Raw genomic sequence first — 15,195 nt, 5'->3', positions numbered from 1 at the left:
ATCTATCTGTGTGTAGCGCGATAACTGTTGATGGCAGCCGCAATGACTGCAACCAGATCACCCCGCATACCTTCCTGCCCCTTAATCACGGGCTGAGATGATACCCTCTCAGGAGCCCCGTGTCGCTCAGTAACAAACATCGCAAACTTAGACATCCCCTTCATGGCGAAAACCAGGATCAAAAGGAACGTGAAAACGATCCCCATTCCGGTGACCATGAGATTGATGCCGGACATTAGCAAATCTGTTATTGGCATAGTGGATCTGAACTCTGTAACGAATGATTCCGCCTTTCTACGTTGGCTCTACTCCTTTTGTCAAGCGAGCAAGAAACATCAAGAAATAGCTATCGTACTGTTTTTCATGCAAAAAATAATTTTTTATTTAGAATTTATATGATATGTATTTAACATGTTAATAATTAACTCTTCAACCCTTGCTAATAACCAATATAGCTGGTCGGATATTTTCCGCCACAGCCCGACTGTCAGGATGATGCTAAGGGACCCGATTTTTTTGATACTATGAATTTACATTGTCAATTACAGTTGTATCTCAATGCCCTACTCCGAAAACCCACATCAACCTCTGATCCTTGCCTCCAGTTCCCCATTTCGCCGAGAGCTATTGAGTCGACTGGGGGTCGAGTTCAGCAGTATGTCACCGGATATCGACGAAGGCGCACTGCTGGATGAACCACCGGAGAGGCTGGTAACCCGCCTTGCAGAAAGCAAGGCAAGGGAGGTTGCGAAAGATCACAAAGGAGCGCTTGTCATCGGCTCAGATCAGGTGGCGGTCGTAGATGGGACGATCATGGGAAAACCGGGAGGTCATCAACAGGCAGTGGAACAATTGCTCAGTGTCTCCGGTAAGCGTGTCAGTTTTTTAACCGGCCTGTGCCTGTTGAACAGCGAATCCGGGCATATCCAGCTATGCTGCGAACCCTTTCATGTCATATTCCGGGTCTTGCAGAAAAGTGAGATTGAAAACTATCTGCTCAAAGAGAAGCCCTATAATTGCGCCGGCTCGTTCAAATCGGAAGGACTGGGAATCTCACTTTTCGAACGATTGGAGGGGGAGGATCCAAATGCCCTGATCGGCCTGCCGCTGATACGCCTTATTGCAATGTTACGCAATGAGGGGCTCGATGTGCTGGCAGAGTAGCCCGCATTACAAATTTCGTCAGAAGAATACATCCTCGACTTTTTTTGTCTCTTCATCCAGTGATTCATCATTACCAGACTTCTCTAAACGGGAGAAGGCCTTGATGGTGGAACGGTCCACGTTTGCCAGGGGATGATCTGTACCTTCGTAGGCCAGTATATTCGCAGCCTGAACCAGATCCACATAATCTATGGGTGCGTCACCCGGATCACGTTTGAGATCTTCATGCTCTGCAGCGGCGTCGATGACATGTTGATCGAACTTCCATAATTTCAATATGCTGCCACCCAGTTGTGTATGTAATTTCAATAACACCTTATTCAGAAATTCAGGATTTGCAATCATATCCGGATAATTACACGCCTTGATCAATAAGGGGATTTGGCCGATATCATGGACCAGCCCTGCGACAAGGGCGATATCCGGATCGAGACCGGGTTGCTCCTTGGCAAGCATCGCCGCCTGCGCGCCAACTTTCACCGAATGTGCCCATAATTGATTCATGCGTCTCTCGATCTCTTTCTCCGAGGTGCGAAAAACCTCCTTCATCGATACGGCATAGACAGCATTTTTTACTCTTTGAAAGCCTATTCGAGTGATTGCCGGTTTTATGGAGGCTATGGTATTCAAGCCCCGATAGAGTGGGCTGTTTGCATATCGAATCAGTCTTGCGGTGAGCGCCGCGTCCCGGGAAATCACCTTTTCCAGGTCATGTGCCGAACTGTCGGCATCATTGATAACCACCAAGGCCTCGAGTGCTAATGCGGGCAGCGTAGGAAGGTAAATCTTATTTGCAACCAGGTCTTCCTTAACCGAGTCCATAAAAGGTTTTATGATGCTGTTCTCACGCTCCTTGTCCCGAGCCTCTTTTACATCCTCGGCTTCTACCGGCGCACCATCCGAAAGATAAAAGACTGACTTTGTCATCTATACCTGCATTGACTTTATGGTTGTGGTGATCAATTTGAGTATCGGCAGGATAAAGAATATCTCCAGGTCGACCTGCTGTTCAAACTAGTTGAGGGATAGGAGTGCGTCAAGGTTCACAATTTTCAGTGCTTTAACCATGCATTCCGGTTTGTGCAGTCTGAGTTTAGATTACATTAACAGACTCTAATAACCCCATAATAGGTAATACTTTTATAATATTTGACCCCGTTCCGAAATCTTTTCATCGCTTGCGAGTATGCTGCTGTTTAAACCCTCAGGAAGAGACCTCACACAGTACGCCGGGATCGGCTGGCGCCACATCATGCTCACGGACTCTGTCAGTTTCGATTTCAGAAAACTGGAACCTTGGCCGGATCCTTGAATACATGGGTGACACATCTCTCATTTTTCACATTTTGTGACATGGGATTAATATTCTTATTTATATTTAACAGTATCTTATAGTATATATCTAATGCATTGCACGAATTAATGGCACCTAAAGTTTTTAGCCGATTAGTCGAAGCTAAAGGTAGACATAATTTACCCATGCTTAAGCAAGAAGAATCAAACGGAATGGCTGAACATGCCCTGACAAGCTTTTCTCATCATGCCAGCGATAAGCCGATGGTGCTTATTGCTGACGACTCTCGAGTTGTAAGGGTTTCACTGAAGAATATTTTAAAAGACGATTGCCAGGTCATCGAAGCAGAGAACGGTCAGGAGGCGTGGGATATACTCTGCAATACCCCGTCGATCACTCTTGTCTTCAGTGATCTCTCTATGCCGAAACTCGATGGCAGGGGCCTATTGACCAAAATCAGGGCTTCAGACTCCTCACAGATAGCGACAATGCCTTTCATCGTTGTCACCGGAAACGAGGAGAGCCCGGAAATACGCCAGGAATTGACTCAATTAGGCGCAGATGAGGTCATCAACAAACCTTTCGATCCCTCAAATATCAGGAATTTTCTTACACTACTGGGCGACAGGAATCAGCAACCTGATCTCGCTCACCTCGAAACTGATATCTCCCAACATGATGAGATCGAACCACAATCTGATTTTCTTGGTGGTGTTGTCGATAGAGAACATTTCATGGAGTCCACCAGTCGTGAACTCGCCTTCGCCATTCGCAATAAGAACGAGCTAGCCATAGCGCTTGTCAAAATAGACCAAATCGATGAGATTACGACTCAATACAGTGACCCGGCAATTGAACACATATTGCTCACGCTTGTCGAGATAATCAAACAACACATTCACCCTGACGACACCCTGGCCTACTTCGGCACGGGTCTGTTTGCCATCCTACGCCCAGCCTCAAACGCCATCGGAACACGCTATCTCGGTAGAAGAATCCTCGAGGACCTCTCATCGAAACAATTTTATCTGGGTGAATCTGAGCAGATCGTCAGTACCAGCATCGGTATCTCCGCCCCTGATATCAAACCCGGCACACGTCTGATCGAGTTAATATCACTGGCTGAAGGTCGTCTAAAAACAGCCTCTGAGAATGGTGGCAACAAGGTAGTCGATAAAGGCGGTGAGACACTGACACGGGTCAATCTGGCTGGCGACACCTCTGAATTAACCAGTCAATCCCGGCAATCCAGCAGTAGTACAACGCATTCGCAATCCGCATCTACACGAAGTGCCTCTGAGATTCATCGCCTTGCAGCTGAACAGGTTGCTGAAATCAAGGCCAAATACGGTAGTGACTTTGACGAAGAGGATGATGAAGCCAGTGAACTGATTGAACACAAACAGACGATTGAACGTTTGACGAACGAAAATCGTCAATTGATCAATGAGATTACACACTGGAAAAATCAGTCCGCTGAGGCTGACAATCTGCGTAGACAGTTGTTTGAGGTCGAAAGCCAACAGCAACAACTACAGCTCAAATTTATAGAACTGCAAAATGAGAATACAAATCTTCTTCAACAGGCTGAAACCGTAGAGTCTGAAAACAAAAATCTTCTGCAACGGTCTGAAGCCGTAGAGAGTGAAAACAATAACCTCCTGCAACGGACTGAAGCAGTAGAGAGTGAAAACCGAAACCTTCTACAACGGGTAGAATCAGTAGCGAATGAAAACAGAGAGCTTCTGAAACGTGTTCAATCAATGGAGGTTGAAAATGCGACCCTGATTGAAGAGTCACTCTCCAATTCCAGCAATGAGCATCAGCAATTCTTCGAGGAAGAGAACAGGCACCTCGCGAATCAGCTCACCGAGCTGACCAGCCGTGCAGAGAAGGCCGAGATTGAGAATCTTAAATCCAATCAATTGGTGAACAGCCTTAAAGACAACATCAAATTATTAAATATGCAGCTTGATCAGTTGCAGCAGCAATTAACTGAAGAACAACAGAAAAATCAGAGAACGGCCAAAACCGATACGGAGAGTATTGTTAGAAATAGCACTGCTGTTGAAACGAAAACTCAACTACAGTCCAACTCCGATATCGCCGGCGGCATGCAAAACTCGGATCTGTCACTCAAAGCCACGCCGGACAGCAACCTCTATTCTGAAACAAGCGAACCTTCCAGTGTACATCTATTCCCGGATCAAGATCAGATACAATCCAAACAACAGGTTAAAAACAAGCCGGCCATTCCTCCATTTCGGGTGGAGCCGGAACCCCTGCTGTTTAAAAATGGCTTCCATCTCTCCTCCTTCGCCATAGCCGGTATAATATTCACAATCATGCTGATAATCGGCGGCGTTTATCTGTATACGGTTTTTAATGACAATCCGGCTATTGGCGGGACACCCATGGATATTCAGTCAGGACTAAACCAGGTAGAGCCACATACTACGCCAGCTGATTCAAAAGCTGCCGTGTCCTCACAACAACCGGCACGGAATCCTACAGCAATAAAAACGCCATCAGTGACTGAAAAAAATGATAACAGGAAAATTTCCGATGAGATGAGGCTGGAAAAGGAGCTGACACTGCGCAAAATGGCAGAAGAGGAATTCAATCTCAAGGCACAATAGGCATAGAGATTTTTATTGGCCAACAAGTAACTCCGCCTTGGGTTATCCCCCTTCCATTCGTTAAAAAAACCAAGATGGTTCAATGGTGGACTGAATCCTCCCAGTCTGATGTGGTGAACTCCATATCGCTCTGGTCTGCTATTTTGCAATCTCTCCATGCTCAAAAATTGATGCGTGCAAGGGCCAACCCGACTCGTCTACCACAAACACAGTCCATTTTCCCGATTCACCAGGATTCAAACTTTTTGCTGAATAGACTCGCCAGCGGGGTCCACCTACTTCAAAATCCACTCCGCTCACGATCTGCCCATCAAACTCCCAACGATGGGTCACAGTTCGACCTTGCAGGTTTCTCAAATCAGTGAAGAAAAAGATCCTGGTTGCCTGTGCATCGAGTTTTACAACCTGATCAACCGGTTCTCTATTGACAACTGCTGTCGTGAACTGTGCTCTGGCCACATAGGCGTCAGGAACAGGTGACGCTTGCAACTCTTCAGCAGATAGACTAATTGAAAATAGCTGCAAGAACAGGAACGCACCGATCGACCGTACTGGACAAATCCATCTAAAATAACCAGGCATCCTCTCCTCCGCTCCTATTTCGTTTCTGTAGATGATCTCTCATTTATTTAGGCATTCTATATTTGATGTTATTCTTCTATGTCAATATTCTCGTTCTATCCCTGAGCAATCATCATTGGCTACAGAAGATATTACTGAAATACGTTTTTTACCCCTATCTTTTTAATACGCGTATCCATTGCCAGAAATTGAGTAAGCCGGCCAACGAGGCAGATAGGTAGGTGAATGCGGCAGCCCTTAATATTTTTTTTGCCCCACGATACTGCTCCGGCTCCAAGTATCCGCTCTTGAGCAGCGGCAAAGCCTTTTTAAAACTGGCATCAAGCTCAACAGGCAAAGTCGCCAATTGCAGGATCACATTTGAGCCCATCACAAGAAATGCTGCCGTTGCACTCAACAGGCCTGCCGAGGGTGCACGCGTGACAATGGAGAGAATCGGTGACACGAAGAGTAAGAATGAACCAAGCCGCTGTGCCCCTATAGCAATCGATCCGAGTCGGCTGCGCCACTGAAAGAGCGATTCCCCCGCCGCATCCTGCAATGCATGCCCGACCTCATGGGCTGCTATTGTAATGGCCGTAAGGGTTCTCCCCTCCAGTTTGTCTTTTGACAATCGAACCGCTTTATCCCTGGGATCATAATGATCACCGGATTCGGCTTTTTCTACCTGGACCTTGTTCAGGCCATAGCGGTCCAGGAGATGCCTGGCCAGTTCTGCGCCATTGCCAGGGAAGTTCTCTTCTTGGTGACGATTGTATTTCGTCATTACATGCTGCACCCACAACTGTGGTCCCAGTATCAACAGCAGCAGTATCCCCAGCAGTAGAAAATAGACCATCTCCCTTGATTAGGGCCTGCTCATATTATTCGTTAAATCCACAACTGCCGCCTGGACAACAACCGCCAGTTTGGCATGCCGGTTCACTGTCAACAAGGCTTGTGCTACTGATAACAGCTGCACTGCTGATTAACCTCCGCACTGGTACGTTGCCTGCGGTATCCCCTAGAGGCCTATTAACTTTGCTGCATAATTCACCCCAATTACTGATCAACTCATTCATGGGATGAAAGACCTCAACCTTCTCGCCGTTGGCATCACAATAGTAATCATAGGTCGGCATATTTCAGACTCCGATTTGTTCCTACCTAAACTCTGCCTATTCTACCCAATAAACTCTCATCCAGAAACGTACTACAACAAGGGTATCTATCAGTCCCGCAATCATTCAGTGCATGTAGAAAAGGCCACTATCAGACGACAGTGGCCTTTTCGTAAGATGCCCTGCTTTCCCTACCTGGAAAGCCATTTTGCGGCACACCCGGTATCAATAGGTGACCACACGGGGTAGTTGTTTGGCTTCCGCCACCCACTTTTCAACCGATGAGAGGCTCGGCGTGGCACGTACAAGGTTTTTGGCTTCATTGACCTCAACCATCTTCTTCTGCAGATTTTCCGCTTTACGCTGCGCCAGTTCCGGCACAGTATCCACACCGGCAGCCTCTAACAGGTCCGAGTATTGCTCACCGATACCTTTTATTCTGAATAGATCAGCCATGTTGATCCATCTTAAAATCAGCTTTCCGCTAATCGAAGTCGCATCTTCGATCTCCTTGCGGCCTTTTTTGGTACTTCCCTTTTCCAACAGATTTTCCAGACTGGTGATCCCCGCTGACGTCAACTTTGCAGCATACTTATCACCGATACCTTCAATGTCGACTAACTTTGTCATTGTTATCTCTCTATAGTTGGTTTTGGGTACTATCACTCTAGGGCCAGTAAAACCCTATCGAAAGCTGTGATTTTAAAAAAAATGTTAACTTCCACGTCTCCTTAATAGATTATCGATAAATGGGCTCCGCACTTCAGCCAGTCAGTCCATGGGATCGCTGACCTGACTCACCAGGTTTCCACGCCGGCGGTCTCTACGCCTACGGTCCCCCGGAAATTGTTCTGTTCCCTCGACCAGCTGCTGACGTCGATCCCTACTCTTACGCCGCCTGATATAGGGATGAGCTTGCAATCTCATTCCATTGATTTTTATGGTGTTCAACCTGCCTATTACCGCATGAACTTGTCGTGAGGGCTTGATACAGACAAGTCCATAGTATTCCCAAACTCTGGACCTGGTGTGCATGATTTTAAGGATTTTACTCTCTTCCACCTTCACCCCTCTGATTGGCATGATAGACCAGAGAGGACTGAGTTGGCGAGTTATCAACTTATGCAGTTGCTTGACCGAAATCTCTTCAGAAATCCCTTTGATAAATACCCACATCATGTTACCCAAATAGCCCGATCCATCATCAGCACTGCCGTTCCGAATATAAGACAAAAGCCCATAACTCTTTAATATTTCAAGCAATTGTAACTTGATCGCTGAGATAGACGTCCTGAATCGCATGAAGCAGATCAACACCCTCCGCCATAGGTCGTTGAAATGCTTTGCGCCCGGAGATCATACCCATGCCGCCTGCTCGTTTGTTGATGACAGCGGTTCGCACCGCTTGTGCCAAATCGCCCTCCCCTGAAGAGGCACCACCAGAGTTGATAAGCCCGGCCCTACCCATATAACAGTTGGCCACCTGGTAGCGCACCAGATCAATTGGGTGCTCGGTGGTGAGTTCTGTATAGACTTTTTTGTCTGTTTTGCCAAATTTGATGGCTTTATAGCCTCCATTTCCCACCGCTTGTTTCTGTTTAACGATATCTGCCTCAATCGTCGCTGCCAGATGATTGGCCTGACCTGTCAGATCTGCAGCTGTATGGTAGTCGACACCATCCACTTTAAAAGAACTGTTTCTGAGGTAGGCCCATAGCACAGTAACCATGCCCAACTCATGGGCATGTTGGAAAGCTTCCGAAATCTCCTGAATCTGCCGCCTTGACTCCTCAGACCCATAATAGACAGTCGCACCTATGGCAACCGCCCCCATATCAAAGGCCTGCTCCACCGATGCAAACAGAGTTTGATCATAAAAATTGGGATAACTGAGTATTTCATTGTGGTTGATTTTGACCAAAAAGGGGATCTTGTGGGCATACCGACGGGCCACCGAACCCAGTACACCCAGGGTGGAAGCGACCGCATTGCACCCGCCCTCGATGGCGAGTTCAACTATATTGGCGGGGTCGAAATAGATTGGATTGGCGGCAAAAGACGCTCCTCCCGAGTGCTCCACACCCTGGTCTACAGGTAAAATGGAGAGATAACCGCTACCGCTCAGACGTCCTGTACCGATCAATGTCTGCATTGCGCGCAGCACACCCGGCTTGAGATCTTTTTGGCTCAACACCCTATCGACGTAATCATGACCAGGTAGTTGCAACATCTTTTTATCAATAGTCTCGCAGCTGTGGGCCAGCAAGCTTTCAGCCTCATTACCGAGCAGGGATTCGATATAACTCATCTGTCTCTCCTTGTATTTACCCAAAAGGAATTACCTGGACATACCACTCTACTGATCAACCTTAGAATCCGTGCCTGGTCTTCACGGTCCGGTTGTCACCAGATGGATATATGGATATTGATACTATCTGACTAAAGTATAGGGACAGCTTCTCCTATTTGAATTATAGAATCATGACACGGTTATGTAAGTGAATTGATATCAGTCTCTGATCAATCCTGATCCTGATGTCTGTCAGCACTAGTCCAACAGGCCCTGTTGCACCAAAAGGGCTGGGGCTATTATTCTGTCCAGTAGTGTTATCATTCTCTCTTGTAGCTCAATATAAATTATCCAATACTGCCTTGCTGGGCAGATGAATAGGCATATCAGAGCCGATTGGATTAGTAATATCAGGCCCTAACGATCGGGGAAAGATACGGAATAATTCAGATTGACGGCAACTCTTACTGGCTATAGGAGTTCATTCATGCAAAATCCATTTATCCCCGACTATCCGCAGTTACCGTCGATGCTCCCTATCTTTCCACTTAGCGGGGCAGTTGTCATGCCTGGGGCACAACTACCACTCAACATCTTCGAACCCCGATACCTGAACATGGTGCAGGATGCACTGGGCAGCCATCATTTGATCGGTATGATACAGCCCGATGACAGTGAACACTCGACAATACACCAACTACAAACCACAGGATGTGCAGCTCGAATCTCTTTCTATAATGAGACCCTCGATGGACGCATCGAAATCATAATCACAGGTGTCTGTCGATTCGATATACAGACTGAGTTGCCGTCGGATCGGGGTTATCGACTGATTAAACCCAATTGGGAGCGATTCGAATCCGATTATGATTTCAATCTGAGGACCACGGAAGAGAAACGAAACAGCATCTATTCCAGTCTGGATCGATACCTGGCCTTCAATGCCCTTGAGACAGACACCGATCAGCTCAAGAAACTGACGACACCACAGCTTGTCAATGTCTTGACCACGGCTCTGCCTTTATCTCATGAAGACAAACAGTCCATCCTTGATGCAGTCTCATTTGATGAACGTTTTCTGCTGCTGATGGCGAAATTGGAGATGGCGAGCAGCAATAACACCGGTCATTTGACCCATTGAACCCGGTCCATTTGCCAGCTTTCAAGTGTAGTATTCACTCTCGGCTAACAACAAAAAAATAGATGAAACAACTGATCAGAAGTGAATTCAAACCGGCCTGGTGGCTACCTTCTCCTCATCTGCAGACTATTTGGCCCAGCCTGTTCAGACACCGTCCACTCCTCAATCTCCACTGGGAGCGGGTCGAACTGCGTGATGGGGATTTTATCGACCTGACCTGGCATGAATCTGAAGGTCCCTTGGTTTTGTTGATACACGGACTTGAAGGCTCTCTCGACTCCCATTATGCGACCACACTCATCTCTGCCTTAAGTAAAGCCGGTTTCAGATGCCTGTTCATGCATTTGAGAGGTTGCAGCGGCGTACCTAACCGACTGCAACGCAGTTACCACTCCGGGGCCACGGAAGATCTGGTTGAAATAATCGAGTATCTGCGCATCAAAGGAGATGTACCACTGGCTATCATCGGCATATCGCTTGGCGGCAATCTGTTACTCAAATATCTCGGTGAATCAGCTCATGATTCAGCTTTAAAGGCGGCTGTTGCTGTGTCAGTTCCCTTTAATCTGGAAAGTGCTGTAAAACGTCTCGAGCAAGGCTTTTCACAAGTATACAACCGCCATCTTTTAGGGAAGCTGTTGAAGTCCTATATACAAAAGTGTCGTTCCAGATCATATTCCGTTGTGGAGGGTTTCGATTCTATACGCACAATTTATGATTTTGATGATCGAATAACTGCCATACAGAATGGATTTGTCGATGCCGCTGATTACTACCACCGTTGCAGTTGCGCACAATTCCTGAAACACATCAGAACACCTACTCTCATTTTACACGCACGGGATGACCCATTCATGCAACCGGAGGATGTACCAGGCTTGCAAGATCTCGGCCCGGGTGTTTCACTAGAACTTTCAGATAGAGGTGGTCATGTGGGATTTGTTCAGGGCACCCTTCCCGGGCGGCCTGTCTACTGGCTGGATCATCGTATTCCAGCATTCCTGAAACAGGTGCTCTCCCAAGATTGACACAATCTACAAAGTGCTGTTGAGGCATTTCGCCTAATGCATGCAGCCTTTCTCTCTTCTATCCCTGAGTTGAAGGTACCAACCAGATGCAGAATAATGAAAATAAAGATGGCGGCCAGATATCAGTAAATATTGCCTGTCTCGACCTAAAACGCCTGCGACCGACTCTGGTATCGACGATTGGCAGCCACTGTGAAGTATGGCGCAGCAATAAGCGGCAGGGTATAGAATCCAATGATGAAGATGGTGTGATCTATACGGAATTTGTCATCAAACGACCATTTTCCGACCACTCAATCAGTGAGGCGGGGCTGCTAGCTCGTCACTACCGCCAATTGAAAGAAACACTCGACGAAATCATCCCAGATGCCCTGTTTGTGGTCAGTAAAATCAACGGCACACCGAGTGTTTTAGTCCTGGCGAAAGCAGTCAACATCTGGTTCAACATCGCGAATCAACAGAATGAAGAAGAGGCAATGAAGCTGTTGTGCAGATACCCTAAAGCTCGCATACAACTGGCCCGCTTCGTCAAAGCGGCTCAAGCTTGGCGCAACTCGGATAACCCAAAAATGATCGATCTTTTCGGCATTGATAATCTGATTATGGACACCAACCGGGAGATTCGTTTTCTTGACAGTTTCTTTGTCTTTTTCTTTGAGGACACCTTTCATATCATTGATGGTGGTGAAGAGGACTCTGAGCTGAAAGACAAGGTTGAGCTGTCAGAAAAGCGTCTTCGATATTTGGAGCATCTGTTGGTAATGGCAAAGGAAATCTGTGATCAGCACCAGCAACCAGATTGAATTTTGGCGCCAGTCATTGTTAACCGGTGACAAAATATTTTACTTTCTTATGCAAGAGCCCTGGGAAAAGAAACTGTAACTGTAAGTCCGCTGCGGTCACTTCGATTAGCCATTTCTATCGTTGCATGATGCAGATCAACAATACGTTTGACGATAGATAACCCAAGTCCGCTTCCTTGGCTATTGGCATCCTCCCCTCGCCTGAATCTCTGATACAACCCCTGTTGTTTCTCCTCTGGAATGCCGGGACCGGTATCAGTGACAACCAATTTAATATCTGATTCATGCTCATTCAATATTACACTGACTTCCCCTTTTTCTGGTGTATAGCGAATTGCATTATCGATAAGATTCCTTAACAGAATCTGTATGCCTGGTGTATAGCCAGGCACCATTACCGGATGCTCCGCACCTTCATAGGCGAGTTCGATATCTTTCGCCAAGGCTGTCGCACCCAGTGATGCCAATATGTTGATCGATTCACCATGCAGGTCCACTTCATCTACATGTGAATGCTCAAGGGACCGACTATCCATGCGTGCGAGGGTCAGTAGCTGCTCCAGCAGGTGAGTTGCACGATCGACTCCCCGTATCACTTGATTCAGAAAATTGCCATGCCCATTCTTTTCGTCAGCAAGTGATTTAGCCTGGGCCAGCGTCTTCAATGCAGCAATCGGTGTTCTCAATTCATGAGCAGCGTCCGCTGTAAACCTCCGCTCATTGTCTAAAACTCTTTGCACCCGACGGAATAGGCTATTTAGGGAGGTTACCATCGGTACGACCTCTCTGGGTACACCATGAGTGGAGATCGATTCAAGTGATTTTGGATCCCTATTCTTAACTTTATCAGCGATGGATTGTAACGGCTTCAGCCCCCCGCCCACGACGATCCAGATAAACAATCCAATGAAGGGCAATGAAACGATTATCGGCCACAAACTGTTGAAAACGATCTCCGACACAGTCTCTTGACGGACTGACATCAATTCCCCGATCTGCACATGGAACTGACCACTGGGTTCCTTTAAACCGTACATCCGCCACAGTTTGCCATCCACGATTTCATTGTTATAACCCTCGGTGAATGTATTAAATGAGGTCGGGAGGTTTGATCGTAAATAGGTTCTGCCATTGACCCCTTTTATGAGAAACGCGAGTTTCGCTTCATAACGATGACCGGTTGCAAGCTCACGAGGCACCAGTGTCAGATAGTCTTTTTCGCTCTCATCAGCCATGAATTCATCAATAAACAGTTTGAACGAGGCGGAACTATTGATGAAATCATCACCTAACTCCTTAACAAGTTTTTTTAAATCCTCCCTTGCCTCATTGTCCTCTTCCACCTCATGAACCATTAATGTGGCAAGAATGCGGGACTCCTGAGCCAAAGTCGCATCATAGATCTCTTCTACTTCATGGTGAGCGGCAAGAAAGACAAAATAGGCTGAAATCAGCCATAGGATGAAAATGGTGGTTATCAGGCTGATTAAAAGCCTTCTACGTATAGATAGATTAGTATTCTGCTGCACGCTTACATCTCATTGATGAACCAACTTCTGGATTGTGTAACCGACACCGCGAACGGTCCTGATAAGATCCTTACCCAACTTCTTGCGTAAATGATGTATATAGACCTCTACAGCATTACTTTCCACACCCTCATCCCAACCATACAACGCCTCTTCCAATACCTGTCGGGATAGTATGCGCCCCTGATGAGTCAGCAATGACTCCAAAACGGCAAATTCGCTCGCGCCCAGCATTATCTCTTCACCGGCCTTGGTGAGACTGCGTGCTGCAGGGTTCAGTACCAGGTCACCATAAGTGATGACCGAAGCCGAACGCCCTTCGCGGCGCCTTGTAATCGCACGCAATCGCGCATTGACTTCCAGCAGATCAAAGGGTTTGACAACATAGTCATCAGCCCCTGAATCAAGACCCTCGATGCGTTGTTCAACCGCATCACGGGCTGTCAGGACCAGCACTGGAAGATCCTTGCCCTGTTTACGCAACTTTTGCAATACATGCAGCCCATCCTGCCTCGGCAGGCCCAGATCAAGAATCACTGCATCCAGGTTTTCGGTTGACAAGGCCTGTTCCGCAGCCATACCGTCCTTGACCCAGTCTACGGTGTGCCCGAGCTGTTTCAATCCCAGCGCCAACCCTTCGCCCAGATATCGATCATCTTCCGCCAGCAGGATACGCATTTTTTAAACTCTCAATTTAAGTCAGTTACTTAAATACTATGGTAGCTTTGAATTTATCAAGGATTCCTTTTGTATATTTTTATTAATCTGTTGCTTTTGCGTGCCTTGAACCCAGACCTCTCAAATTAGCCCTGTTTTCTTAATGAAATCTTAAATCCCAGAAATCTCACAAGATAATAGAGTCCACAGTAAGATCTGTTTTCGACTCTGCCACTGGTCATACCCACCTCAAATACTTCCGAAAGATCCGATATAGTCTCTGAATAATTTCTGCAGCAGTCTCCATTCAAGCTTATTTGGGACAAAATGAACATACATTACCCATGACGATTTTTTATAAAAAAATCATTAGCATATTGTTTTATTCAGGGGTATGATCTGAATACGCTACGAAACAGACCCATAACCGCTTCCCCATTTGATTTTCTTCAGGTCGAGAATCGGCATCCTTCGGTTTCCAGGCTCAGGCAAGGTGGATGAAAAGCCGTGCCATTTAGCGTTCACGGTCTGTCTGGCAGGTTTGCATGGGACCTTCAGACCCTGGACATATGAATATTTTTTGTTAGGAATGTAGATAGATGACTAAATTGTATGTTGGCAACCTTCCCTGGTCTGCCACAGAAGATGATGTCCGGGAACTTTTCTCAGGCATTGGCGAGGTGCAGTCGGCAAACCTTATACTGGATCGAGAAACCCGTCGTTCAAGGGGATTTGCCTTTGTAGAAATGAGCCAAGGTGATGCTGAAAAGGCGATCTCTCAGCTCAATGGCAAGGACTTTCAGGGCCGTGACTTGAGAATCAATGAAGCGATGGATAAGCCAAAACGAAGCTCTGGTGGTGGTGGTGGCGGTCGCTGGTAACAGTCTGGCCATCACGCTTGTGATGGTGGCCTGAGCACCACACTGAATTACCATCAACGACAGGCTGGGTATTCCTGGCCTGTCGTT

The 15,195-nt window shown here is 46.9% G+C and carries 15 protein-coding genes; 6 read left to right on the top strand and 9 right to left on the bottom strand.

Going from position 1 to position 15,195, the window contains the following annotated elements; all coding sequences use genetic code 11:
• Positions 1-2: 2 nt before the first annotated feature.
• Positions 3-236, bottom strand: a complete 234-nt coding sequence (locus AB8516_RS01430; RefSeq protein WP_369157359.1) for an OadG family protein — start codon at positions 234-236, stop codon at positions 3-5.
• 322 nt (positions 237-558) lie between these two features.
• Here AB8516_RS01430 and AB8516_RS01425 point away from each other — a divergent pair, with 322 nt between their 5' ends.
• Positions 559-1,164: a nucleoside triphosphate pyrophosphatase gene (locus tag AB8516_RS01425; RefSeq protein ID WP_369157357.1), complete on the top strand. Its 606-nt coding sequence runs from the start codon at positions 559-561 to the stop codon at positions 1,162-1,164.
• A gap of 18 nt (positions 1,165-1,182) precedes the next feature.
• Here AB8516_RS01425 and AB8516_RS01420 read toward each other — a convergent pair whose 3' ends face one another.
• Positions 1,183-2,091 (bottom strand): HDOD domain-containing protein, encoded by a 909-nt coding sequence (locus tag AB8516_RS01420; protein ID WP_369157355.1) that lies wholly within the window; start codon positions 2,089-2,091, stop codon positions 1,183-1,185.
• 579 nt (positions 2,092-2,670) lie between these two features.
• Here AB8516_RS01420 and AB8516_RS01415 point away from each other — a divergent pair.
• Entirely contained in the window at positions 2,671-5,097 is a 2,427-nt protein-coding gene (locus AB8516_RS01415) for a response regulator (RefSeq protein WP_369157353.1), read from the top strand.
• 138 nt (positions 5,098-5,235) lie between these two features.
• Here the strand turns inward: AB8516_RS01415 and AB8516_RS01410 are convergent, their stop codons facing one another.
• The 5 genes from AB8516_RS01410 to AB8516_RS01390 form a co-directional block, all read right to left on the bottom strand.
• The gene (locus tag AB8516_RS01410; RefSeq protein WP_369157351.1) at positions 5,236-5,679 is read right to left on the bottom strand and encodes a DUF2914 domain-containing protein; all 444 of its coding nucleotides are present in this window, start codon (positions 5,677-5,679) and stop codon (positions 5,236-5,238) included.
• 154 nt (positions 5,680-5,833) lie between these two features.
• Positions 5,834-6,517 carry a zinc metallopeptidase gene (locus tag AB8516_RS01405; protein ID WP_369157349.1) on the bottom strand — a complete coding sequence of 228 codons (684 nt, stop codon included), beginning with the start codon at positions 6,515-6,517 and terminating at the stop codon, positions 5,834-5,836.
• 487 nt (positions 6,518-7,004) lie between these two features.
• A complete protein-coding gene (locus AB8516_RS01400; RefSeq protein ID WP_108294130.1) occupies positions 7,005-7,409 on the bottom strand; it encodes a DUF4332 domain-containing protein in 405 nt (134 codons plus the stop codon).
• Positions 7,410-7,550: 141 nt separating this feature from the next.
• Positions 7,551-8,012 carry a hypothetical protein gene (locus AB8516_RS01395; protein WP_369157346.1) on the bottom strand — a complete coding sequence of 154 codons (462 nt, stop codon included), beginning with the start codon at positions 8,010-8,012 and terminating at the stop codon, positions 7,551-7,553.
• 22 nt (positions 8,013-8,034) lie between these two features.
• On the bottom strand, positions 8,035-9,087 hold the full coding sequence (locus AB8516_RS01390; RefSeq protein WP_369157344.1) for a class I fructose-bisphosphate aldolase: 1,053 nt from the start codon (positions 9,085-9,087) through the stop codon (positions 8,035-8,037).
• A gap of 469 nt (positions 9,088-9,556) precedes the next feature.
• Between AB8516_RS01390 and AB8516_RS01385 the strand changes: the two genes are divergently transcribed.
• From AB8516_RS01385 to AB8516_RS01375, 3 genes are all read left to right on the top strand, one after another.
• Complete coding sequence (locus AB8516_RS01385) at positions 9,557-10,210, top strand: LON peptidase substrate-binding domain-containing protein (protein WP_369157342.1); 654 nt, start codon at positions 9,557-9,559, stop codon at positions 10,208-10,210.
• A 62-nt stretch (positions 10,211-10,272) separates the two neighbouring features.
• On the top strand, positions 10,273-11,238 hold the full coding sequence (locus tag AB8516_RS01380; protein WP_369157340.1) for a hydrolase: 966 nt from the start codon (positions 10,273-10,275) through the stop codon (positions 11,236-11,238).
• 86 nt (positions 11,239-11,324) lie between these two features.
• Positions 11,325-12,041: a hypothetical protein gene (locus AB8516_RS01375; RefSeq protein ID WP_369157338.1), complete on the top strand. Its 717-nt coding sequence runs from the start codon at positions 11,325-11,327 to the stop codon at positions 12,039-12,041.
• Positions 12,042-12,088: 47 nt separating this feature from the next.
• Here AB8516_RS01375 and AB8516_RS01370 read toward each other — a convergent pair whose 3' ends face one another.
• Both AB8516_RS01370 and AB8516_RS01365 read right to left on the bottom strand, forming a co-directional pair.
• Positions 12,089-13,570 (bottom strand): ATP-binding protein, encoded by a 1,482-nt coding sequence (locus AB8516_RS01370; protein WP_369157336.1) that lies wholly within the window; start codon positions 13,568-13,570, stop codon positions 12,089-12,091.
• 9 nt (positions 13,571-13,579) lie between these two features.
• Complete coding sequence (locus AB8516_RS01365; protein ID WP_369157334.1) at positions 13,580-14,248, bottom strand: response regulator; 669 nt, start codon at positions 14,246-14,248, stop codon at positions 13,580-13,582.
• A gap of 578 nt (positions 14,249-14,826) precedes the next feature.
• Here AB8516_RS01365 and AB8516_RS01360 point away from each other — a divergent pair.
• Entirely contained in the window at positions 14,827-15,108 is a 282-nt protein-coding gene (locus AB8516_RS01360; RefSeq protein WP_108294116.1) for an RNA-binding protein, read from the top strand.
• Positions 15,109-15,195 lie beyond the last annotated feature (87 nt).

The organism is Candidatus Thiodiazotropha sp. LNASS1, assembly GCF_964212655.1.
Lineage (GTDB): Bacteria > Pseudomonadota > Gammaproteobacteria > Chromatiales > Chromatiaceae > Thiodiazotropha.
Note: the sequence above shows the minus strand (reverse complement) of the source record. Positions and strands in the feature narration are given on the sequence as shown.